The sequence below is a fragment of the Methanobacterium sp. genome, assembly GCA_016222945.1.
In the GTDB taxonomy this organism is placed as follows: Archaea; Methanobacteriota; Methanobacteria; order Methanobacteriales; family Methanobacteriaceae; genus Methanobacterium_D.
In genome coordinates, this window is the sequence record JACRPY010000004.1 from 206,307 (window position 1) to 228,230 (window position 21,924).

The 21,924-nt window shown below is 30.9% G+C and carries 24 protein-coding genes and 1 pseudogene; 16 read left to right on the forward strand and 9 right to left on the reverse strand.

The window, feature by feature from the left end; genetic code table 11:
* Positions 1–16 precede the first annotated feature (16 nt).
* The 4 genes from nudC to HZC47_06985 all read left to right on the forward strand — a co-directional run bounded on the left by nudC (position 17) and on the right by HZC47_06985 (position 3,910).
* Positions 17–847: an NAD(+) diphosphatase gene (gene nudC / locus HZC47_06970; GenBank protein ID MBI5680614.1), complete on the forward strand. Its 831-nt coding sequence runs from the start codon at positions 17–19 to the stop codon at positions 845–847.
* Positions 848–1,059: 212 nt separating this feature from the next.
* Positions 1,060–1,536, forward strand: a complete 477-nt coding sequence (locus HZC47_06975) for a DUF1947 domain-containing protein (GenBank protein MBI5680615.1) — start codon at positions 1,060–1,062, stop codon at positions 1,534–1,536.
* Between the two features lie 15 nt (positions 1,537–1,551).
* Entirely contained in the window at positions 1,552–2,244 is a 693-nt protein-coding gene (gene arfB, locus HZC47_06980; GenBank protein ID MBI5680616.1) for a 2-amino-5-formylamino-6-ribosylaminopyrimidin-4(3H)-one 5'-monophosphate deformylase, read from the forward strand.
* Between the two features lie 82 nt (positions 2,245–2,326).
* Positions 2,327–3,910 carry a DUF2723 domain-containing protein gene (locus HZC47_06985; protein ID MBI5680617.1) on the forward strand — a complete coding sequence of 528 codons (1,584 nt, stop codon included), beginning with the start codon at positions 2,327–2,329 and terminating at the stop codon, positions 3,908–3,910.
* On the opposite strand, the gene HZC47_06990 is transcribed toward HZC47_06985, so the two are convergent.
* The 3 genes from HZC47_06990 to glmS form a co-directional block, all read right to left on the reverse strand.
* Positions 3,907–6,399 carry a DEAD/DEAH box helicase gene (locus tag HZC47_06990; protein MBI5680618.1) on the reverse strand — a complete coding sequence of 831 codons (2,493 nt, stop codon included), beginning with the start codon at positions 6,397–6,399 and terminating at the stop codon, positions 3,907–3,909. The two genes, HZC47_06985 and HZC47_06990, sit on opposite strands and share 4 nt — an antisense overlap.
* A 180-nt stretch (positions 6,400–6,579) precedes the next feature.
* Complete coding sequence (locus tag HZC47_06995) at positions 6,580–6,879, reverse strand: hypothetical protein (GenBank protein MBI5680619.1); 300 nt, start codon at positions 6,877–6,879, stop codon at positions 6,580–6,582.
* A 208-nt stretch (positions 6,880–7,087) separates the two neighbouring features.
* Complete coding sequence (gene glmS / locus HZC47_07000) at positions 7,088–8,866, reverse strand: glutamine--fructose-6-phosphate transaminase (isomerizing) (protein ID MBI5680620.1); 1,779 nt, start codon at positions 8,864–8,866, stop codon at positions 7,088–7,090.
* Positions 8,867–9,004: 138 nt separating this feature from the next.
* Between glmS and HZC47_07005 the strand changes: the two genes are divergently transcribed.
* The 8 genes from HZC47_07005 to HZC47_07040 all read left to right on the forward strand — a co-directional run bounded on the left by HZC47_07005 (position 9,005) and on the right by HZC47_07040 (position 14,983).
* A complete protein-coding gene (locus HZC47_07005) occupies positions 9,005–9,751 on the forward strand; it encodes a phosphoribosylaminoimidazolesuccinocarboxamide synthase (protein ID MBI5680621.1) in 747 nt (248 codons plus the stop codon).
* A 76-nt stretch (positions 9,752–9,827) separates the two neighbouring features.
* Positions 9,828–10,079: a phosphoribosylformylglycinamidine synthase subunit PurS gene (gene purS, locus HZC47_07010; GenBank protein MBI5680622.1), complete on the forward strand. Its 252-nt coding sequence runs from the start codon at positions 9,828–9,830 to the stop codon at positions 10,077–10,079.
* A gap of 30 nt (positions 10,080–10,109) precedes the next feature.
* Positions 10,110–10,769: a phosphoribosylformylglycinamidine synthase subunit PurQ gene (gene purQ, locus HZC47_07015; GenBank protein ID MBI5680623.1), complete on the forward strand. Its 660-nt coding sequence runs from the start codon at positions 10,110–10,112 to the stop codon at positions 10,767–10,769.
* A gap of 84 nt (positions 10,770–10,853) precedes the next feature.
* Positions 10,854–11,567, forward strand: coding sequence for a uroporphyrinogen-III C-methyltransferase (gene cobA, locus HZC47_07020; GenBank protein ID MBI5680624.1), 714 nt, complete (start codon positions 10,854–10,856; stop codon positions 11,565–11,567).
* Between the two features lie 20 nt (positions 11,568–11,587).
* The gene (locus HZC47_07025; protein ID MBI5680625.1) at positions 11,588–12,367 is read left to right on the forward strand and encodes a uroporphyrinogen-III synthase; all 780 of its coding nucleotides are present in this window, start codon (positions 11,588–11,590) and stop codon (positions 12,365–12,367) included.
* Positions 12,368–12,385: 18 nt separating this feature from the next.
* Positions 12,386–12,655, forward strand: coding sequence for a signal recognition particle protein Srp19 (locus HZC47_07030; GenBank protein MBI5680626.1), 270 nt, complete (start codon positions 12,386–12,388; stop codon positions 12,653–12,655).
* Between the two features lie 89 nt (positions 12,656–12,744).
* On the forward strand, positions 12,745–14,154 hold the full coding sequence (locus HZC47_07035) for a DHH family phosphoesterase (GenBank protein MBI5680627.1): 1,410 nt from the start codon (positions 12,745–12,747) through the stop codon (positions 14,152–14,154).
* Positions 14,155–14,179: 25 nt separating this feature from the next.
* Complete coding sequence (locus HZC47_07040) at positions 14,180–14,983, forward strand: winged helix-turn-helix transcriptional regulator (protein ID MBI5680628.1); 804 nt, start codon at positions 14,180–14,182, stop codon at positions 14,981–14,983.
* Positions 14,984–15,052: 69 nt separating this feature from the next.
* Here HZC47_07040 and HZC47_07045 read toward each other — a convergent pair whose 3' ends face one another.
* Positions 15,053–15,925: a GHMP kinase gene (locus tag HZC47_07045; protein MBI5680629.1), complete on the reverse strand. Its 873-nt coding sequence runs from the start codon at positions 15,923–15,925 to the stop codon at positions 15,053–15,055.
* 259 nt (positions 15,926–16,184) lie between these two features.
* On the opposite strand from HZC47_07045, the pseudogene HZC47_07050 reads away from it, so the two are divergent.
* A pseudogene (locus HZC47_07050) lies at positions 16,185–16,663 on the forward strand (histidinol phosphate phosphatase domain-containing protein).
* Positions 16,664–16,705: 42 nt separating this feature from the next.
* Positions 16,706–16,861, forward strand: coding sequence for a hypothetical protein (locus HZC47_07055; protein ID MBI5680630.1), 156 nt, complete (start codon positions 16,706–16,708; stop codon positions 16,859–16,861).
* A 57-nt stretch (positions 16,862–16,918) separates the two neighbouring features.
* Here HZC47_07055 and HZC47_07060 read toward each other — a convergent pair whose 3' ends face one another.
* Both HZC47_07060 and HZC47_07065 read right to left on the reverse strand, forming a co-directional pair.
* Positions 16,919–17,566, reverse strand: a complete 648-nt coding sequence (locus HZC47_07060; GenBank protein MBI5680631.1) for a 2,5-diamino-6-(ribosylamino)-4(3H)-pyrimidinone 5'-phosphate reductase — start codon at positions 17,564–17,566, stop codon at positions 16,919–16,921.
* Positions 17,567–17,625: 59 nt separating this feature from the next.
* Positions 17,626–17,883 (reverse strand): hypothetical protein, encoded by a 258-nt coding sequence (locus HZC47_07065; GenBank protein MBI5680632.1) that lies wholly within the window; start codon positions 17,881–17,883, stop codon positions 17,626–17,628.
* Between the two features lie 129 nt (positions 17,884–18,012).
* Between HZC47_07065 and HZC47_07070 the strand changes: the two genes are divergently transcribed.
* Positions 18,013–18,396 carry a carboxymuconolactone decarboxylase family protein gene (locus HZC47_07070; protein ID MBI5680633.1) on the forward strand — a complete coding sequence of 128 codons (384 nt, stop codon included), beginning with the start codon at positions 18,013–18,015 and terminating at the stop codon, positions 18,394–18,396.
* A 43-nt stretch (positions 18,397–18,439) separates the two neighbouring features.
* On the opposite strand, the gene HZC47_07075 is transcribed toward HZC47_07070, so the two are convergent.
* The 3 genes from HZC47_07075 to mtxX form a co-directional block, all read right to left on the reverse strand.
* A complete protein-coding gene (locus HZC47_07075) occupies positions 18,440–19,198 on the reverse strand; it encodes a TatD family hydrolase (GenBank protein ID MBI5680634.1) in 759 nt (252 codons plus the stop codon).
* Positions 19,199–19,259: 61 nt separating this feature from the next.
* Entirely contained in the window at positions 19,260–20,027 is a 768-nt protein-coding gene (uppS, locus tag HZC47_07080; GenBank protein MBI5680635.1) for a di-trans,poly-cis-decaprenylcistransferase, read from the reverse strand.
* The gene (gene mtxX, locus HZC47_07085; protein MBI5680636.1) at positions 20,002–20,736 is read right to left on the reverse strand and encodes a methanogenesis marker protein Mmp4/MtxX; all 735 of its coding nucleotides are present in this window, start codon (positions 20,734–20,736) and stop codon (positions 20,002–20,004) included. The genes uppS and mtxX overlap by 26 nt, the downstream gene beginning before the upstream one ends.
* Positions 20,737–21,223: 487 nt before the next feature.
* On the opposite strand from mtxX, the gene HZC47_07090 reads away from it, so the two are divergent.
* Complete coding sequence (locus HZC47_07090; GenBank protein ID MBI5680637.1) at positions 21,224–21,904, forward strand: hypothetical protein; 681 nt, start codon at positions 21,224–21,226, stop codon at positions 21,902–21,904.
* Positions 21,905–21,924 lie beyond the last annotated feature (20 nt).

A 21,924-nucleotide genomic window follows, 5' to 3' on the forward strand; every position in this document is an offset into this window, starting at 1 on the left:
TGAACAAACTAATTTTATGCAACGAGAAAGCATTTACAAACAATATCAGCCTGAAAACAAACCTAACCATGAAAAAGGTGTTAAGGCATATTGGTTTGTATTTAATTCAAATAAGATGTTGATAAATGCCGAAGATGGTCAAATTCCTTTTTTAGAAAACTTAAAAGAGTTAAATATCACTCCTGAAAGGAAAATTTATCTGGGAACAATTAGGGGTCATCCTTGCTATTGTGCAGAAGTAGAAAAACCTATTGTGCATGAAAAAATGGATTTTTATGATTTAAGATCACTGTACTCTGTTTTAGGTGAAGATATATATCTTTTAGCTGGTAGAGCTGTCCAGATTATTAACTGGGATAAAAATCACCAGTTTTGCGGTAAATGCGGTACATCAACAGAAACTATAGATGGTGAAATGGCTAAAATTTGTCCTGAATGTGGATTTATAAGTCATACACGTATTTCTCCAGCAGTTATAACTGCTATTATAAAGAATGGTAAAATTCTCATGGCTAAACACAACTACGGTAGTTATCGAAGATATGGACTTATTGCAGGCTTTGTAGAAGCTGGAGAAACATTAGAAGAGGCTGTAAAAAGAGAAACTGCAGAAGAAGTGGGTTTAAATGTTAATAATATAAAATATTTTGGAAGTCAACCTTGGCCATTTCCTAATTCCCTTATGGTGGGATTTACAGCAGAATATAAAAGTGGTGAAATAATTGTTGATGGGAAGGAAATAGCTGATGCTAAATGGTTTGACGTATCAGAACTTCCAGATATGCCTTCAAAAATTAGTATTGCCAGTGAACTAATTGATTGGTATATAGAAAATTATTCTAAGTAACCTTTTCTTCATTATAACATCAAATAACAAGATTTGATTATCACTTCAATGCTTTATTCAATAAACTTAAAATAACCATATAATCTAATTCAATATAATATTTAATTCTTTAAATTCAAAACTTAGGATTAAGATTAAGATAATTAAGGCAATTTAAATCATTGCAATAACATAAACATTATAATTAAAACATAAAATTGTGGGTGTGACTATTGAAGATCAGGAAAAGATACTACCTTCAAAAAAAGAAATTAAAAAAATTAAAGGAACAATTAGGTGAATATTACACTATAATACCTCCTAAAGGCAAAATTGAGATTCTTGAAACGGATCTTTATGATATACTGCTTGTTAATGGAAAACCTTTCCTTATGATGATTGAGGATACTGCGTTTCCAACTCTTAAAGGTGCATTAGAGCTGGAAATAACAACTAAATATGTTGTAGTTGATATGGGAGCCATAAGATTTGTGGCTAAAGGAGCAGATATAATGTCTCCAGGCATCACCGAGGCTGATTCAAGCATTATTGAAGATGATTTTGTTATAATCATTGATGAAACCCATAGAAAACCCCTTGCCATTGGAAAAGCACTTATTTCTGGAGAAGAAATGGTGGAGAGTGATGAAGGGAAGGCAGTAAAGACTATCCATTATATTGGCGATAAATTATGGAATTTATCGGTTTAAAATCATAAATGTGGAATTATGAAACTTAGATACTCTTCAGGAAATGTTATTTCTCCTAAAGTACATGAAATTGGAGTTCTGGCAATTGGATCCCATCTAGAAAATCATGGTGCAGCATTACCTATTGATACTGATTCTAAAATTGCAGCCCACATCGCCCTTCAAGCATCTTTAAGAAGTGGTGCAAAATTCTTAGGGATATTATATGCTGCTACAGAATATGATTACATAAAACATGGTATCCATATAGATGCAGAAGAGTTGGCAATAAATCGTTTGCTTCCTACACTCAAAGCTGCAAAAAAATGTCTGAAAATCAAAAAAGTGGTTCTGGTCAATGGTCATGGAGGAAATATTCCGCTAATTGACTATTTAAGTGATATTGAAAAAAAATCAGAGCTTGAAATCATTTTTAATAATAAAATTGTAGAAATAGAAGGGCCACACGCTGGAACTGGTGAATTGTCAATGGGAGCTATTTTAGGTATTGTTGATGAATCCAAATTAGAAAAACATTGTAATTTCAGTGAATATCCAGAAGTAGGAATGGTTGGTTTTAAAAAGGCACGTGAGATTGATCAAGGGATAAATGCTGGTGCTGAGACAGTGGAAAATGAATGTGTTTGTATAGATATTGAATTAGGCATTAAATTACTGGAAACAGGAATTGAAGATGTAATCAACAATATTTATAAATTATTAGAGTAGTATTGGAGGATTCAAACTGAAAAATCCTTTAAAAATATTTATTATGATTATAATTTTAATTTAAGCAGTAAATGGTGTTTTATTGAACTTAACTGATTTACATAAACAAATAATGGATAAAATTGATATTTTAATCCCAATAACTGTTTTTATTTTAACTTTCATAGTTTATATTAAGTTTTTAGCGCCATCTGTACTTCAGGGGGATAGTGCTGAGTTCTGTATTGCTTCTTATACTTTAGGAATACCTCATCCCACAGGTTATCCTATTTATACATGGATAGGGCATTTATTTAGTTTAATGCCAATAGGAAGCGTTGCATATAGAATTAATTTAATGTCGGCATTTTTTGCTGCTTTTACATCAGCCCTAATTTATGTTATCGTATTTGAAATAGCTAAATTCAATAAGAATATAATTTCTAATAAAAAAGAACAATCTAATCTGCCAGAATCTCATTATAAATTACAGATAAATGTATATAGGGTTATTGCATTGATTGCTGCACTTGCACTGGCATTTTCTAAATCTTTCTGGTTGCAGGCAGAAATTGCAGAAGTTTACACTTTAAATGCTTTTTTTATTGCATTAATGATTCTAATTCTAATCAAATGGAGTGAAAATGAAAATATCAGATTGTTATATATATTTTTCCTTGTTTACGGTTTGAGTTTAGGTGCACATGCATCCAACATCCTATTTATGCCCATATTTCTATTATTTATAGGTTGGACCAATTATAGGGTATTTTTAAACTATAAAAACTCGTCTTTGTTTGTTTTATTATTTCTTATGGGTTTATCTCAATATATCTACATATTGATAAGAGCTTCCCAATTTCCTCAATACAGCGTCATTTCACCGGGAATTGATGAATGGTGGATGTTAATAATTGCAAAACAGTATTCTTATTATTTAATTTTTTCATTATCTTCAATTCCAGAGCGGATTTTAATTTATTTCGGACATTTAAAAGCTAATTTTTTCATCATGGGTTATATATTAGGGGTAATTGGAATAATAGGATTAATTAATAAAAATATTAAGCTTGCAATGCTTCTAATTGTGATGTTCATTTTAAATATCATTTTTTATTTGAATTACTATGTTTTTGACGTTGAATTCATGTTTATTCCATCATTCCTCATATTTTCAATCTTTATTGGTGTGGGAGTGATTACAGCTTTTGATCTTATTAAATATATTTTAGATAAAGTTGAAGGGAAAACGAAATCTAAAAATATTAAAAGAAATATTTTAAAGATATTAATCATTTTTATTCTTGCATCATCACTCGTAATGGTTCCAATCACATCATATATCAACAATTACAATCAGATTGAGCAACAAGATGGAGATAGTTTTGAATATTTTGTCAGCACAACTTTAAATGAAGTTCCTTCAAATTCAACTATTATAACATACTGGAAAGCATTCACAGCCTTTAAATACTTCCAGATAGTTGAGGGAATAAATTCAAATGTAACAGTTATCCCTGTAGAAGATGATGATGTTTTAAAGGTTGTAGATCAATATAGTGATAAACAAAATGTGTTTTTAGTTCATAATCTGGACCAAATTTCGGGAGAATACTATTTAATTACTTTCTGGAATGTTCCAGATGCAGGAACAATGTATAGAATAATAAAAATAAATAAAATTTAGTTTTCTATTGCCTTTATGAGTTTAGAACATTCTTTTGCTGTTTTATGGTATTTATATGCTTTTGCAATTCTTCTTATAGCTTCAAGCATCCTTATTATAGAATCAAGCCATGAAAATATATCTCCTGCATAAACATGTATTTGATAATCCCTTAAAAACTTTTTACTAATATCAACAGGGTCTTTTTTAGATAACCGTTTTTGAAGTACTTTTCTTGAAAATTCAGTTTGGAAACAACCACAAAATGGTCTATCTTTACATCTACATGATAAAAAATCAATCTGCATGTTTATTATAGGATCTCTAAGATTAGGTTCAAGTTTTGAAATTACATCTGCTGATGACAAAATATCCATTGAAGAATCAGCAAATAATCTAGATGAAATATTGGTTTTAAGTATTTTATTCAGCCTTCTATTCACTCTTTGTGACATATACACACTTTCAAAGGGTTCAAGAGAAATGGCAATTTCAAGGGGGTTTTTATTCAAACGTTTCCTTATATAATCTGCTTCTTTATAATCTAAAAATGATACAGACACTGCTTTCCCATAATCAGTTATGTTGACATTTCCATTTTTCTCATTAATGAACCCGTAGTCTGTTAATATATCAAACGCGCTATCATAGTCTAATGGTAATTCCAGATTTTTATATGCATTTTTGAAGTCTTCCAATTTTTTTATCCTGGTTGAAGAAATATCAGCTAAAAATTGCTCAATCATGGCATTTTCTGAATATTCAAGATGTACTGGTTCTACATCACTTTCAAGTAAAGTTACAGCCATGAAATCCTCTGTTTCTTCATCAAATTTTCTTCCAACTTCTGGAATTAAATATATTTTACCAACATCATGATAAGTGGGTCTTCCAGCCCTTCCAAGCATTTGTGAAAACTCATTTGGCCCCAACCATTTATTACCCATAGTAAGAGACTCAAATATAACTTGAGATGCCGGAAAATCTACACCCGCTGCAAGTGCTGCAGTTGTAACTACTGTAGAAATTTTCTGTTTTCCAAAATCACGTTCAATTTTGTTCTTTTTAGAATAGGAAAGGCCTGCATGGTACGCTGCCGCATTTACATTTCTTTTTGTAAGATAATCTGCAATAGAATGTGTTTTTCTTCTTGAATTTGTAAATATTATAGTTTGACCATGAAATCCTTTTTTAGAGGTATTTTTGTATTCAGACCTTGCAAGTTTGGTCATTATATCTTCTTTTTCATATTCTGAATTTGCAAATATGAGGTGGCGTTCTAAAGGAACAGGACGCTTGTCATATTCTACAAGTTTCATTTTAAACTCTTTAGCAATTTCATCAGGATTTTTCACAGTTGCAGAAAGTCCTAAAACCTGTATATTATCAAAAAGTGAGTTTAACCGTTTTATAAGGCCATTAAGCCGAGGGCCACGTTCCTCATCATCAAGCATATGTATTTCATCTATTACAACAGTTCCCAGTTCCCCTAATTCCCCTGCGCCGCCTGATCTAAGCATGAAATCCAGACCTTCATATGTTCCCACAATGATATCTGCATTTCCAATATTTTCATCTCTAATTGAAAGCTCTTCTTTTGCATTTATTCTGCTCATACCTACTCTTATTGCTACTTTAAGCCCTAATTTTGAGTATCGTTTTTTAAAATCTCTGTATTTTTGATTTGCAAGAGCTACAAGAGGAGTTAAAAACATGAATTTCTTGCCATTAAGTGCATTAGGTATTCCTGCAAGTTCACCGATTAATGTCTTTCCACTTGCAGTTGCAGAAACAACAAGAAGACTTTCACCTTCAAGAAGCCCATTAGAAAGAGCCATAGATTGTACAGGTAGTAAATATTTTCCCTGTTTCTTTAATATGTCTTTAAACTCAGCGGAAATATTTATATCATCCATACTCAGTTTTGGAATATTTTTATCATCTTTTATAGTAATTTTATCGTATAATGTTAAATCAGGATTTTTTACTGGATTAAAATTAGGATCAAATACACTTAAGACTTTATTTAGGTCACCAGTTTTATCAAGCATCTTTTTAAAATTTTTAAAAGCAGTTAAATCGTAATTTCGAGCTATTAATTCTCTTTTTATCTCTTCTTCAGCACATATTCTACAGATATACTCATTATGGAATAAATAAGCAACATCGGAGTTTATAATTGTAATATAACCTCCCATTGTACAGTGCCTGCAAATTCTGGTTCGTTTATATTTAATGTTTAAAGAATCTAACATCTCTTCAATTTCAGGTTCTTTGCCCACAATGTAAATATTTTGTTTTTTTAGGATTTTAATGGCTTCCCCAGGGGGAAATAGTGATTCTTTATCGCCCTTTTTAACTATAAATTTGTAGGGTTTGATTTGGGTATTGATTCTTTTAAGTTTTAATGATCCATAAAAAACAGGCTTTCTTCTTGAATTTAAAGCCCCTTTTGAACTTCCAATTGGGTATAACTCCACAATTTTCTTGTTTTGCCGTAAAATTATCATAGATATCTACCAAATCTCCAAAAATAGAAATATTTAAAATAAGAACATGTAAATATCTGTTGCTATTATTAATATATATTCTGTATTTTAAAATTAAAAAAAAGATTAAATTCTAAAGATCATGTTTTAGCTAAAATTAGGGCTAAAAATTTAGTTTTAATAAAAAAGAGTTGTTATTAATTATTTGGTGCCATTGGTAACTGTTTTTTTGGCAGTTGAATTTGAAACATTATTAACAACAGGAGTGGTGTTAGTTACAGTTGTATTGTTGTAAAAATGCCTCATAACATGAACTGGATTAAAAGACGTGTCATCTATTACTTTCATTTGCTGTTCATTATCTAATGATAATGTAGTCGGTAATAATCCAAAAGTGATATCATTACCTGCATTTATTGCATTTACACATGAACCTAAACCAAATGCAATTAATGATATAATTAAAACAATGAAAACTTTTCCACTTTTTCTAGAATCCATATAAAACTTCCTTCAATATTCAATCTACACAACTATATAATCTTGTTTTGAAATTTAAAAATTATTTAATATAAATATATCGTTACACCATTTAAGATTAACTGAAAACAATTAAAAAGAAGAGCAATTTGAGAAAATAGGAGTAAATTAAAATAAATAAATTAAAAAATAAATGAAGATTTTAAAGCCAAAACATGACATTAAACATTTATTCAACAGTTACACATTTCGCCAGGTTTTTAGGCTTATCTGGATCTATATCCCTCATTACACTGATATAATATGATAAAAGCTGTAAAGGGATAACATAAGGTATGGCTGAGAATATTTCATCAATTTCATCTTCAAACTCGATCATATCATGAGCTTCAGATTTTAAGACTTTATCTCCAAATGATCCAAGACCAATTACATGTGCTCCTCGTGCTTTTACTTCTTCAACATTACTTAATGTCTTATCATGACTTTTACCTGGTGGTGCTACTGCGACAACAGGAACTCCATCATCTATCAGTGCTAGTGGCCCGTGTTTTAATTCTCCTGCAGGATAACCCTCTCCATGAATATAGGTTATCTCTTTAAGCTTTAATGCACCTTCCATGGCTGTAGGGTATGAGAAACCCCTTCCAATGAAAAAGAAATCAGTTGCATATGTATATTTTTCTGCTATTCCTTTGATATGATCCTCTTTTTCAAGGGCACTCTTCATATAATCTGGAATTTTCTGTAATTTTTCTAAAAGCTCTTTTTTTCCACTCATATAAATTGCAAGGAGATATATGCAAGTTAATTGGCTTACATAGGTCTTTGTTGCCGCAACTCCAATTTCAGGACCAGCTCTTGTGTAAATTACGTATTCTGCTTCTCTTGTAATTGTGCTTCCAAGCACGTTTACAATAGCAAGTGTTTTGGCTTTATGATTAACCATCCTTAAAGCTTTAAGTGTATCTGCAGTCTCTCCAGACTGAGTTATTAATATTACGAGGGTATTTCCATCTAATGTCTCTGCAGAATATTCAAATTCAGAAGCTAAAGCAACATCAGCAGGTATTCCAACCAGGTTTTCAAATAGGTATTTACCGATAAGAGACGCGTGATAGGATGTTCCGCAAGCTACAAAACAGACTCTATTAAATTTAGGAAAATTATTCACAGTATTTTTAATTTCCGGTGCTTCAAGAAGAGTATCTCTAACTGCATCCGGCTGTTCATGAATTTCTTTCAGCATGAAATGTTCATAGCCTCCCTTTTCAGCCATATCAGGAGTCCATTCAATTATATTTATTTCTTTTTTAAGCTCATTTCCCTCAGAATCTTTTACAGTGATTCCTTCTTTGTTTAAAATTACCATTTCGTTATCTTCAAGATATATAACTTTATTTGTATGTTTTAATATGGCAGGAGCGTCTGAAGCTATGAAATACTCATTTTCACCTTTTCCAACAATGAGGGGACTTTCCTTTCGCAGCCCTATAACTTTATCTGGTTCATCACAAGATACAACAGCTATAGCATATGATCCTTTAAGATTTTCAACCGCAAGCCTTATTGAAGCTTCTAAATCATTTCCCATACTCATATGCCTTTCAATGAGGTGAGGAATAATCTCAGTATCTGTTTCAGATTTAAAAACATGACCTTCATCTATAAGATGGTCTTTCAGTTCTTTATAATTTTCAATTATTCCATTATGCACTACTGCTATCATATTTTTGCAATCTGTATGTGGATGGGCATTTTCTTTTGTTGGAATTCCATGAGTTGCCCATCTTACATGGGCTATCCCCATAATTCCTGGAAGATCAGTTAATCCTAAATTATCCTGAACATCATCAATTTTTCCTTTATCCTTTTTTATTTTTATCTCGTTTTCTACGGTTGCAATACCTACAGAATCGTATCCTCTGTATTCTAACTTTTTTACGCATTCTAGAAGTACAGGGGCAGCGTTTTTATTGTTTAATATACAGCCTATTATCCCACACATAGTTTTCACCGAATGGTGTTTCAATTAATCCACTATTTTATCTTTCATTTAATATATAATCATAAAATTACAATATCACTAATTGTAGTTCATATCTATATAAGTATTTGACACTAAATATATGGAACGGAGTTAAATATGAATATCAAAATTGGAAATTTAATATACCAAGGAAAAGCAAAGGGCATATATGAAACAGATGACCCTAAAAAAGTTGTAGTCGAATTTAGAGATGATATTACTGCAGGTGACGGAGCTAAAAAAGATAAAATCAGTACAAAAGGTTTTTGGAATTCGATAATCTCCGCAAAATTCTTTGAAGTCCTTGAAAATGCAGGAATAAAAACCCAATACATTGATCTCATTAAACCGGGCTGTATGCTTTCATGGAAACTTGAAATGATTCCTCTTGAAGTAATAACCCGAAATATAGCTGCTGGAAGTTTGCTTCGAAGATATCCCTTCCAACCAAAACAGACATTTGATCCTCCAATTATACAAATAGATTATAAAAGCGATGAATATGGAGATCCTATGTTAAATACGGATATAGCTATCGCTCTTGACCTTATTGATGAAGAAAAACTTAAAATAATAAAAGGAACATCCTTAAAAATTAATAAAACACTGAAAGATTTCCTGGAATCCAAAGGATTGCTATTTCCTGATTTTAAAATTGAATATGGATATGATATGGATGGAAATATAATTTTAGGCGACGAAATAAGTCCAGATACATGTAGATTCTGGGACAGTGAAACCTGTGACGTTCTTGACAAAGATCTATTCAGACAGGGAGAATCAGGTGTAATCGAAGCCTACAAAAGAGTTGCTTCAATAATACTTGATGATGAAGACAAAAAAAGATGGAATATTGAATTATAAAAATTAATAAGTACAAAAAACTATCTATAAATAATAACTGTTTTCATTCTTTAAATTGTTATTTTAGGGTGATTAAATGAAATACGATGCAGAAGTAAAAATAAGCCTAAAAAAAGGCATGTTAAATCCAGAAGCTTCCACAATTCAAAGAGCACTTGCTCTTTTAGGATATGAAGTTGAAGATACAGATACAATTGAGATTATCAAATTTACAATTAATGAAAAAGATGAAAAACTTGCAAGGGAAGAAGTAGATGATATGTGTCAAAGACTTCTTTGTAACCCTGTAATACATGATTATGAGATTAAAATAACTCAAAAATCATAATTCATCAATAATATTCAAAGAGGAAAAATAATGAAAGTCGGAATCATACGATTTCCAGGTTCAAACTGTGACCGGGATGTATTTCATGCTTTAACAATTGCTGGTGGCGAACCAGAGTATATATGGTGGAATAAACGGGATTTATCTGATTTTGATGCTATTGTTATTCCTGGGGGCTTTTCTTACGGTGACTATTTACGGGCTGGAGCAATAGCCAGTATAACTCCTGTTATAGATGGGATAAAAGAAATAGTTAAAGAAGAAAAACCAGTTCTTGGAATCTGTAACGGTGCTCAAATACTTGGAGAAATAGGATTAGTGCCGGGAGTGTTTACAAATAACAAAGATGCCAAATTCATTTGTAAAGATGTGGAATTAAAGGTTAAATCAACACGAACACCTTTTACAAGTATGTATAAAAAGAATGAAATCATTAAAATGCCCATAGCTCATGCTGAAGGCAGATACTACACTGAAGAAATTGAAAAACTTCATGATAATGACCAGATTGTGCTTCAATTTGAAGGAGAAAATCCCAATGGATCTATGGAAGCTGTAACTGGAATTTGTAATGAAAATGGGCTTGTATGTGCTGTAATGCCTCACCCTGAAAGGGCATCGGAGGCAGTATTAGGTTCAGATGATGGTCTAAACTTCTTTAAAGGAATTGTAAACTACATACTTCATTAATTTGCAAAATAATGAGTTTTATCATTTATTTTAAATAAAAACAGTAAAATAATTTTTTTAAATTAAAAATTAAGCGGTGAATACATGGTAGTCTATTTAGTTGGTGCAGGACCGGGAGATCCTGAATTAATAACACTTAAAGCCATAAATGCATTAAAAAAAGCAGAAGTTGTGCTCTACGACAAACTTGCAAATGAAGAAATTTTAGAATATGCAGAAAATGCAAAACTTGTATATGTAGGTAAACAGGCAGGTCAACACTACAAAACTCAAGATGAAATTAATAAATTACTTGTTAAGGAAGCAAAGGATAATAATATAGTTGTAAGGCTTAAAGGTGGAGATCCATTTGTATTTGGACGGGGTGGTGAAGAAATGCTCGCCCTTAAAAAAGAAGGGATTAAATTTGAGTTAATTCCAGGGGTCACATCAGCAATCGGTGCTCCAACAACAATAGGCCTTCCAGTAACACATAGAGGTATTGCAACATCACTTACACTTGTTACAGGACATGAAGACCCTACAAAAAAAGAAAAACAGGTAAAATGGGATTTTAAAGCCGATACTATTGTAATATTAATGGGAATAAGTAATTTAGCTGAAAACATTGCCGAAATAATGAAATATAAAGATCCTTCTACTCCAGTTTGTGTTATTGAAAATGGCACTATGGAAAATCAGAGAATAATTACAGGCACACTGGAAAATATAACTGAAAAAAACATTAAACCACCAGCATTAGTAGTAATTGGACATGTTGTAGATGTGTTTAAAGAAATAAATCAAATTGATGAATAATTTTTAAATGAGGCTTAATTATGAGTGGTCTTGAAGGTAAAAGAATTGTAATAACTCGGCCTGCTGAGAGAACCAGAGATTCAGTGGAAATAATTAAAGCATATGGTGCAATCCCTATTGTAACTCCTACAATTGAACTTAAAGATTCTAAGCCTGAAGAAATGATAAATTTATGTAAAATGAAAAATGAATTGAATTGGCTTGTATTTACATCTCCTCGAGCAATTGAAGCATTCTTTAAATATTGTAAAGATATTAAAAGCGCTCAAAATCTTAAAATTGCAGTTATTGGCCCTAAAACCAGAGAAACACTGGATAAATTTGATATTGAAGCTGACCTTATGCCTACAGATTATACAGCAGAAGGACTTTTAGAATCATTTGAAGGATTTGATATTAAAGGAATGAAAATGGGACTTCCAAGAACAATGGTTGCTAGATATACACTTCCTAAAGGGCTTGAAGATCAAGGGGCAACTGTTATTCTTGCAGATGCATATAAATCAGAAATGCCTGACGATAAATCAAAAATTTATGATCTTATAGATGACATATTAAATAAAAAAATTGATATTATCATGTTTACAAGCCCTTTAACTGTTAAAAACTTAATTAAAGTAGCAAAAGAAGAAAATAAGGAAGAAATTATAGATATATTTAAAAATAAAGAAGTTTTAGTTGGTGCAATAGGACCTATAACCAAAAAAGTGCTTGATGCATATGGAATTAATCCTATAATGCCTGAAGTTTACACTTTTAAAAATATGCTGGATAAATTAGTTGAAGTAATTAATAAATAAAGTATTAGAGGCGAATTTATGAGAACAATAATATGGCCAGTTTATATTGATTCAGAAAAGACAAAAAAAGAGGGCAGACGTGTTTCAAAGGAAAATGGAGTCCCTTCTCCAAAATTAAGAGAAATTTCAAATGCTGCAAAAAAGCTTCAGCTTAATCCTGAAACAGAAAACAGCAAATCCTATTCTCGCTCTTGGTGGGAATCCTCAGGAAGAGTCACTGTAGATAAAAACATGCCTAAAAGAGAAGTTCTCATAAAAATAAGTAATATGATAAAAGGAATGAGATAAAAACTCTTTAAATGATATATAAATTAAATTTATTTACATTTAACTGCATAAAATAAAGATAATGGCTACTTATGTTTTAGGAGTTTCAAATGGACGTTTCTAAATATAATCTAATGGAAAAAGCATTTTTAAAGGCACATGAACTGGTCAGGGAATCTGAAGATATCCAGATATACAGCCATATTGACTGTGACGGCATAACTGCTGGTGCAATACTTTCATCAATGCTTGATAGGTTAGATAAGGATCATAAAGTAGATTTTATAACATTAGATAAAATAGATAATCTTGAAATTGAAAGTGAACTTACAATATTCTCTGATCTTGGTTCTGGACAAAAAGTGGACCAATTAGGAAATAAATCCTCAAAAATACTTATTTTAGATCATCACCCTCCATTAAGGCCAATGAATTATGCTGATCATACGTCAGGCAAATTTCTAGAGATAAATCCTCATTATTACGGTATAGATGGTTCTCATGAGGTTTCAGGAGGAGGAATGTGCTATCTTCTGGCCCGTACATTTGAATTTTATGATTTAAGCTGGTTAGGAGTTTTAAGTGCTGTTGGAGATATGCAAAATGGCTTGAATGGAAAATTAATTGGTTTAAATAAGGAAATTCTCTCAGATAGTATTCAAAACGAACTTGTAAGTTCAACAAATGATCTTTCAATTTATGGGCGGCAAACAAGACCTATATTTGTTGCATTATCTTATTTTGGAGATGTAAAACTCCCTATAACTAATAATAGAACTGAATGTATTCATATGCTTAAAGATTTAGGGATTCCAACTAAAAATGGAAGAAATCCTCGAGTTTTGTATGATTTAACTCAAGAAGAAAAGGGTAAAATCTTCTCAGAGCTTGTGAAAATGTTAAGCAGAGAAGTACCTCAAAAATATATTAAACACGTCCCTAAACTTGTCTCAGGAGAATCATACGACTTTTTAAGGGAAAAGAAATACTCTCCACTTAGGGATGCCAGTGAATTTTCAACTGCAGTAAATGCATGCAGCCGCCATAAACACCCAGATATTGCTCTTAATGTTTTAAAAGGAGATAGGGGATTTGCATTAGATGAAATGGATCATCTTGCACTTGAACATAGGAGATATCTTGCTCAAAAGATGGATTGGGTTCGAGAAGAGGATAGAATTATTCATCTAAATAATTTACAGTATTTTGATGGCAGTGAAATAAAAAGTGAAGTAATAGGAACAGTTGCAGGGATGATTTTAAGTTATGGAGATTGGAGAAAACCAATAATTGGATTTACACCTGTGGGGGAAGATGGAGAAGGAATTAAAATATCATTAAGGTGTTCCAGGCTTTTAGCCTATGATGGCATACATTTTGGAGACATAATACGAAAAATTGCCGCTAAAACAGGAGGAAACGGTGGAGGACACTCTGTTGCCTGCGGAGCGTATATTCCAGAGGAAAATATGGATAAATTCCTTAAAATATTTGATGAATATTTAACAGGTAAAATTTAACTGATAACGAATAACTGGTGAATAAATGAAGGTTTTTAAAAAAAAAGGAGAGCTTACAAGGTTTCAGATTCTTGCAGAAATTGCTAAACAGCAACCTCATTTAAGACAGAAGGATATCGCTGAAAAGTTAGGAATAACCATTCAGGCTGTTTCTGAAAACATTAAAAGCTTAACTGATGATGGATTTGTGGAAATCAGGGAAGATAGCGCCAGATATCACATTACTAAAAGAGGGATTGAAAAAATTAAAAAAGAAGCTTTTGACCTTAGAAAATACGCTGATGAAGTTGTAGAAACAATGAACACGTATAAATCTATCTGGCCTGCAATTGCAAAGGAAGAATTAAAATCTGGTGAAAGAATCTGTCTTAAAATGGAAAAAGGAACTCTTTATGCTGGAAGGGAAGAAACATCTGCCTATGCACAAGTAATGAATAATGCCCAAAAAGGCGAAGATGTTGCTTTAACTAATTTAAGTGGGACTATTGAGTTAAAAACTGGTTCTATAACTATAATTAAACTTCCAACTATAAATAAGGGTGGATCAAGGGCCTGTGACATTGATAAAATCTTGAAAATTTATAAAAAAGGTTTTGATAAAGTGGGAATAATGGGAACAGTTTCCAAAGCCGTGACTACTAAAGCAGGGATTCCTTACGATTTTGATTATGCAACACCTTATGCAACTGTTGCTGCAGGAAAAAGAGGTTTAAATGTACTTGTTTTTGCAGTTGGTAAAATGGTTAAAAGTATAACAAAAAAACTTGATGATGAAGGAATATCTTATACAATTAAAGATGTAGAACTACCTGATACAAAAAATGATTGATATCTCATGGAAATTAAAGTAAATAACTGTTCCTAATTTTAAAATATTAAAAAAATTAAATAAATAATTTTACAAGAATTTACAACCATCGTGATATATTTTAGATATAATTACATTTTCTACACTGGTATCTGGAGTGTTAGAAATTGAAAATGCTGTATTTCCAAGCATGGCCATAGAAGCTCCTAATGTTTCTTCTTCAAATATTTTAACAGTCTCTAAAACTTCTTTACTCATTAAACCTGTGTTTTCAGCAAATTTTCTGGATAAATTCATAAAATTTTGAGGTGTAGGATTATTAATTAATTTTAAAAGCAAATTTTTACCCATAAAATTAATTTTATCTTTATAGAAAGGATCTCCAATTATATCCGATGTTTTAATCTCTCCAAATATTTTTGAAATAACAAAAAGGTCCTCTGATTCATCTAAAACCAATTTATCTGTAATTCCAATCCCTGGAGCTCCTTCTTTAAGCCTTAAAGTTATTCCGCCATTAATTTCTGCTATAACATCTCCTAACCCGCTTTTCATTTTAACTTCGCCAATATGGGCAATTTGAACTGCTTTATTAAATGTTAAAGGTAATTTAAGAGTTTTAGAAATACATAAGGCTGTTCCAATTGCAAAAGCGGCGGAAGTCCCAAATCCGGCACCAATAGGTAACTGTACATCATGTTCAATCTCAATTTTTTTATTATCCAGATTGAAATCTTTTTTCATGATTTCAATGACTTTTTTGGTTATAGTAACATTATAAGGGTCATTTTTTCCATTTATTTTGATATTTAAACCATTTCCATCTTTTATTTTGATTTTTGTTATAACACCTTTGTCCATAACAACTCCCGCACCGCGAGATCCCTTTTTAAGAGGGTTTTCATGGTCAATTATTTCAAAAAAACCAGTTATATGTGATGGGACAAATACTGAGCATTTCATTTTAACACCTGAAAATGATTATTAAATAAAGAAATTATAGCGATATTCAAGCAATCATTATATTTTTTATTGTTTTTAGTTATTATTATTTATATGAGGAATATTTAAATTAGAATTATTATATTAAATTGAATTTTTTTTAATTGAGGAGAAAAAATGTTTGACTTTAAAGGAAAGATTATTAAATCTTTACATCCTATATTTAAATGTTAAAAATAATATTAGTCATAATTTAAAGGGGTTTAGGGAGGGGAATTAGATAAATAAAAGAATAGATCTTCATATGCACAGTATATTCAGTGATGGTGAGCTTTTACCTTCTGAAATTGCAAGAAGAGCAAGTGTATTAAATCATAAAGCAATAGCAATAACCGATCACGTTGACGCATCAAACATAGATTGTATTAAAAAAATTAGGGGCGTAATACAGGATATAAAGGAAAATTGGGATATAGAAGTTATTCAAGGTGCTGAAATAACCCATGCCCCTGCAGAAATAATTGGAAAACTCGCAGTTAAAGCCCGTAAGCTTGATGCTGAAATTATCGTAGTTCATGGAGAAACACTGGTAGAGCCTGTGATTGAAGGAACTAATTTGAGTGCTGTTCACCAGGAGATATAATATCATATGAAACAGCTTATAAGTTTGCATTAGGTGCAGGAATACCTGAAGATCATATTGAAATCATATTAAAAGATAATCCTTTAGAGATTTTAAAAAATAAGGATTTAATATAATAATCATGTGTAACATAATAAAATTTAAGGGAGGTTGAGTAAATGAACGAGAAAATTATGGGTATTGTATATATCATAATTGCACTTTTGATAATGGTAGTCTATTTTGCTGCTCAATGGTTCTTTGTTTATTTAATCTGGGGAATAGCCATTATACTCCTTTTACTTGGAGTTTATATGGCCTTTTTAAAAAAATAGGAATTTCAACAAAAAAATGACAGTAATATCATTAAAAAAACTATTGGACTATGATAACTAGATTACTTTGTACTCTAATATTAAATCTTCACCTAAACAATAACTTTTTTTAAATTTTAATTTAAATGCATCACTCATTTGGTCAATACCGTCACCGTCAACCAATGTTTTTGCGTTACTTCCACCAGCAATCATAGGGGCTACACATACCCTGATTTCATCCACAAGATTGTTTTCAAGCATTGAATAATTTAGAGTTGATCCTCCTTCAAGCATTAATGATTTTATTCCATTACTTGAAAGCTCCTTCATCAACAATTTAAGATTAACCCTACCTTCACCACATTTTAAAACAGTTGCTTTTTTTTCTAACTCCCTTACTTTTTCAGGGTCTGCATTTTCAGTTGTGGCAATAATTGTAGGTGCATCATCATTTAAAATACGGAAATAAAGAGGAGTGCGAGCAGAACTATCAACAACAATTCTTACAGGATTATCTTGAGGTTCAGCTTTTATTTTATGTACTGTAAGGCGAGGATCATCAGCTAAAATAGTATTTATCCCCACCATTATTGCATCCATCTTTTTTCTGAGTTTGTGGACTCTTATAAGGTCTTCTTTGCCAGAAATTTCAGAACTTCCAGTTTTTGTTGCAATTTTACCATCTAAAGTCATTGCAGCGTTTAATATTATGTAAGGTTTCATCATATCACATGAAAGTTTAAAATTCGGTTTAATTTAATAAAAAGAAAATAAAGAAGTGTTTACTGTCCACCGCCAAATGCAGATAAAATTTGTTGAATTATTGAATTTATGGCGTTTAGAATGCTTTGAATTGGACCTAAGAAATTATTAACATCTTGTGCTGTTTGATTGGCAACGTGAGAGGCATTATTAAGAGCTTGTTGTGTTGTATTCGTAATATTGTTTATTGTGTCTTGTGGAGCTGCACTTACAGATTGAAGGCCAATTCCAAACATTATTATAAATATTGCTAATGTGCAAAATATTTTCATTTTCATTTCCATCACCATTCAATTTTTCAATTATAACTGGATTTAAAGATTATTTTAATATATCATCCTATTTAATTAAGTATGTTAAGGTACAACTTAATTTTTTGATTACAACAATATATTTGGAGGAAAAACATGAGTGAAGAACGTTACAAAAAAGGAATGGAAATGCTTAAAATAATGAATCCAAAATCATACAAACAATTAGCAGATAATTTAGAAGATATTGCTCCAGATATGGCTCGTTTTGTTGCAGAATTTCCTTATGGTGATATTTACACCCGTCCAGCATTAGATTTAAAAACAAGAGAACTGGTAACTGTTGCAGCTATCACCACTCTTGGCACTGCTCCATTACAGCTTAAAAGTCATATTAAAGGAGCTTTAAATGTAGGATGCACCCGCGAAGAGATTATTGAAGTTTTAATGCAAATGGCAGTTTATGCCGGTTTTCCAGCGGCTTTAAATGGAATATACGTGGCAAAAGAAGTCTTTGAAGAATTGGATAATGAAAAATAATCTTAAATAAAAGAAAATAGAATTTATATACATTATTCAACTTTTAAATTCCAAAAACATTTTTTGCATTTTTTTCTGTTATATTATCCACTTTCCCAATAGATATTGACTTTATTTCTGCAATTTTTTTAACAGTTTCTTCAACATTTACTGGTTCATTCCTTTGGCCCTTAAAAGGAGAAAGATAAGGGCTATCAGTCTCTGTAAGAACATATTCTAACGGTATATTTTCTACAAGCTCTTTATGATATTTTGAATAGCAAATTATAGTTGAAAATGAAATATAATGACATTCATCCACTATTTTATTTGCAGTTTTAAGATCTCCGCCATAACAATGGAACACTGCATCAATATCCTTTGAATATTTCTTTATTAATTCAAATGCTTTTAATTCAGCATCTCTTGCATGGATCACAATAGGCTTATCATATTCATTTGCAATTTCAATGAATGATTTGAACATTTTTATTTGCCTTTTTCTTGATTCATTATCATCTATATGGTAAAAATCAAGGCCGGTTTCTCCAACTGCAACTACTTTATCTATATTTTCATGTATTTCTTTAAATGCTTCATCAATAATGGAATTATCAGCTTTTGATGCATCTACAGGGTGAAAACCAAGTGTACCATGTATAAATCCTTTATATTCTTCAACAAGTTTTAAAACGCGTCTATTTCCACCTAATGTGGCTCCTGAATTAATTATGGCACTTAAATTTTTCTTTGCTCTTTTAATTACTTCTTCTCTATCTTTGTTAAAGTCTTTAAAATCAACGTGACAGTGTGTATCAATCATAAATTTTCCTCAAAATAAAATTTTTTAAATTAAATATGAAATAAATAAAAAATATGGAGTTTTATATTCCAAAACGTCTCTCTCTTTCTTGATATGATCTAAGTGCCCTTAAAAAGTCTACTTTCCTAAGTTCTGGCCATAGGCTATCACAGAAATAGAGTTCGGAATATGAAGATTGCCAAAGTAAGAATCCACTCAGTCTTTCTTCTCCGCTTGTCCTTATTATAAGATTAGGATCTTTTAAACCAGCAGTATAAAGATTTTTGTTAACTAACTCTTCATTTATATCTTCAAGACTTATTTTTTCCTCTTTAACTTCTTTTGAAATCTTTTTTATAGCATCAATTATTTCCATACGTCCATCATAACCTATTGCAATATTTACCAGCCGTTTATCATATGAAGCTGTAGATTCCTCTGCAATGTTTATTGCTTCCCTTACGTTTTCTGGAAGTAATTCTAACTGACCCACTGCCTTTACCCTGACTTTGTTTTTGTGAATCCTTGGATTATTCGCTATGTCTTCAAAATTTTTCTGGAAGAGCTTCATTAAGCCTTCTACCTCTTCTGGAGGTCTTTTAAAATTTTCTGTTGAAAATGCATATGCGGTTACTATTTCTATACCCATCTCAATTGACCAATCCAAAACCTTCTCAAGAGTGCTTACTCCTCTTTCATGACCTTCTATGGCCGGCATATTCCCCATCAACTTTGAATAACGTCTATTACCGTCCATTATTATGGCAATATGTTTTGGCATATTTTCAGGCTTAAGATTACGTGAAATGTACCATTCATAAACTTTATAAACTGGTTTTAAGATTCGCATGTTTATTCCTACTTTTTAAGCTTGCTAAGTAATTAGAAAGTTCTAAAGCTCTTATATAACCTTCTACAGTTTGTGATCGTGAAGTATCTATAAAAATTTCATTAATTCCAAGTGTTACAGCACCATGACTTTTTATAGAACCCAATAAAACCAGAGTTCTAAAGATCAAATTTCCAGTTATTCCGTCTGGTGCCAAAATGAAGTTTACTCTATCTTTTATTGACTCTTCTATTAATATATAATAATGTTTTACAGAATACTTATTTTTTAGTATCTGCGTTAATTTTTCTCCATCTTCAATGGAAATATCTATTTTAGGGCTTCTACCAACATCCTGACGTCTTCCACCAGATAACACAGCTATTTTAGGCTCAATATCTAAACTTAATAAAAATCCAGCCCCTAATTCAGCTATTTGAACTTTTTCTTCAATGTTATCTCCTTCATCTATTCCAACTGGCGCAAGAAGAAATTTATGGTTTTCAACCTCTAATAATGAGGCTCTACAAATTTTATTACTATATTTTTCTTTTAATCTCTCCATAATCTTTGAAGCACTGAGTGAACCTCTTACAGCAGCATCTACTTCTTTATTAAATAACATATCCACTAGATCATCTTCTGATTCTGTTAAAACTACTTCAAAATCTACTTTTTTGGAAGCTTCAACTATGTTTTTATTGTTACCAATGCCTGCTGCTATTTTCATGGTTACTCCAATTAATTAAAAATATATCCATATTCATTTAAATTATTTACATATTGAATTTTAAGCATATGAAAACTGATTATATGTCAATTATTTCCAACAATCAGTTATTTACTTGAATTTCTTAAAAAAAGACTGAAATTCTTTCTATATGGGCAAATCCACGGCTAAAGTTAACTATTAATAATTTTTAAGATATTTAACTGTTTAATGGTAATTTGGTATACATAAAATAAGATATATCTTCCTTTAAAAAAAACATATATTTAATTTTATCTATTTAAAAATATACGAAATTTACTTATTACATTAATATATGATATATTTAATATTATATAAAAATTGGGCATAAAGGTGTTATAATCTGAAATTCAATAATTTAAATTTTTTATCAACGCGGCATTGAACTGCAAATTAATTCTTTATTCTATTGCCTGAAATGTCTTTATGCAATTAGGTAGGTTTATTTAAAAAAGGCGGCGTTATTGTGAATTTAGGTAAAAAGGAGAATACTCATGATAAAACTCCTGCAAAGAGAATTAATGAATTGAAAAAGATTATTGGAACAAACTTTGAAATTGAACCAAATGGTTATCTTGTTTGTAATAGTTGCTATGGATACTATAAACTAAAAATTAACGAATCCCCTGAAGATTTCTCAACATGCGAATGCAGTGGATCTTTAGAATATTATGAAACTCTCGATGACATCAAAGAAACATATCACACACCCGAAAACACTGTTCATGGTCAAGAAAGCATAGAGTATTATGATGAATACGAAGAATTGGAACAAATAGTCGAAGTTATAAAAACTAAAGCATACGAACGTAAAAAATTCCTGGAAAATCTATCTGAAAGTATCACCAAACAAGAAAAATTATTAAAAGAGATTAAAAGTGGACAAATTAGAGAAGTTAGTACAGATGATTGGTCATTATGGAATATAATTGAAGATAAAGACCTTAATAATGAAATTAAAGACCAAAAGATGGTCATCGATGAAATTATGCATCAAGAAAATAGATTACTGTCCCATGTTAAGGAAAAAAGAGAAAATAAATTTATAATCACTGACATTATACAAGATAATTATTATATAAAAATAGGGATTATACTAATTTTTATGGCTTTAATCATCGTTTTAGCTATTTATGCATTAAAATAAATAAAAAAAATAATTTGTAA

Bases quoted from the DNA above. Each gene is read 5' to 3' on its own strand.
- glmS (MBI5680620.1), bottom strand. From the start codon at position 8,866: ATGTGTGGGATAATAGGCTGTATATTAAACAATAAAAACGCTGCCCCT.
- HZC47_06995 (MBI5680619.1), bottom strand. From the start codon at position 6,879: ATGGATTCTAGAAAAAGTGGAAAAGTTTTCATTGTTTTAATTATATCA.
- mtxX (MBI5680636.1), bottom strand. From the start codon at position 20,736: ATGAAAATAGCAGCAGGCATTGGTAACAATAAAAACATAGTTGAAGCT.
- HZC47_07055 (MBI5680630.1), top strand. From the start codon at position 16,706: ATGAACGAGAAAATTATGGGTATTGTATATATCATAATTGCACTTTTG.
- uppS (MBI5680635.1), bottom strand. From the start codon at position 20,027: ATGCGAATCTTAAAACCAGTTTATAAAGTTTATGAATGGTACATTTCA.
- HZC47_07030 (MBI5680626.1), top strand. From the start codon at position 12,386: ATGAGAACAATAATATGGCCAGTTTATATTGATTCAGAAAAGACAAAA.
- purS (MBI5680622.1), top strand. From the start codon at position 9,828: ATGAAATACGATGCAGAAGTAAAAATAAGCCTAAAAAAAGGCATGTTA.
- HZC47_07005 (MBI5680621.1), top strand. From the start codon at position 9,005: ATGAATATCAAAATTGGAAATTTAATATACCAAGGAAAAGCAAAGGGC.
- purQ (MBI5680623.1), top strand. From the start codon at position 10,110: ATGAAAGTCGGAATCATACGATTTCCAGGTTCAAACTGTGACCGGGAT.
- cobA (MBI5680624.1), top strand. From the start codon at position 10,854: ATGGTAGTCTATTTAGTTGGTGCAGGACCGGGAGATCCTGAATTAATA.
- HZC47_06990 (MBI5680618.1), bottom strand. From the start codon at position 6,399: ATGATAATTTTACGGCAAAACAAGAAAATTGTGGAGTTATACCCAATT.
- HZC47_07070 (MBI5680633.1), top strand. From the start codon at position 18,013: ATGAGTGAAGAACGTTACAAAAAAGGAATGGAAATGCTTAAAATAATG.
- HZC47_07025 (MBI5680625.1), top strand. From the start codon at position 11,588: ATGAGTGGTCTTGAAGGTAAAAGAATTGTAATAACTCGGCCTGCTGAG.
- nudC (MBI5680614.1), top strand. From the start codon at position 17: ATGCAACGAGAAAGCATTTACAAACAATATCAGCCTGAAAACAAACCT.
- HZC47_07045 (MBI5680629.1), bottom strand. From the start codon at position 15,925: ATGAAATGCTCAGTATTTGTCCCATCACATATAACTGGTTTTTTTGAA.
- HZC47_07040 (MBI5680628.1), top strand. From the start codon at position 14,180: ATGAAGGTTTTTAAAAAAAAAGGAGAGCTTACAAGGTTTCAGATTCTT.
- HZC47_07075 (MBI5680634.1), bottom strand. From the start codon at position 19,198: ATGATTGATACACACTGTCACGTTGATTTTAAAGACTTTAACAAAGAT.
- HZC47_07035 (MBI5680627.1), top strand. From the start codon at position 12,745: ATGGACGTTTCTAAATATAATCTAATGGAAAAAGCATTTTTAAAGGCA.
- HZC47_07060 (MBI5680631.1), bottom strand. From the start codon at position 17,566: ATGAAACCTTACATAATATTAAACGCTGCAATGACTTTAGATGGTAAA.
- HZC47_07065 (MBI5680632.1), bottom strand. From the start codon at position 17,883: ATGAAAATGAAAATATTTTGCACATTAGCAATATTTATAATAATGTTT.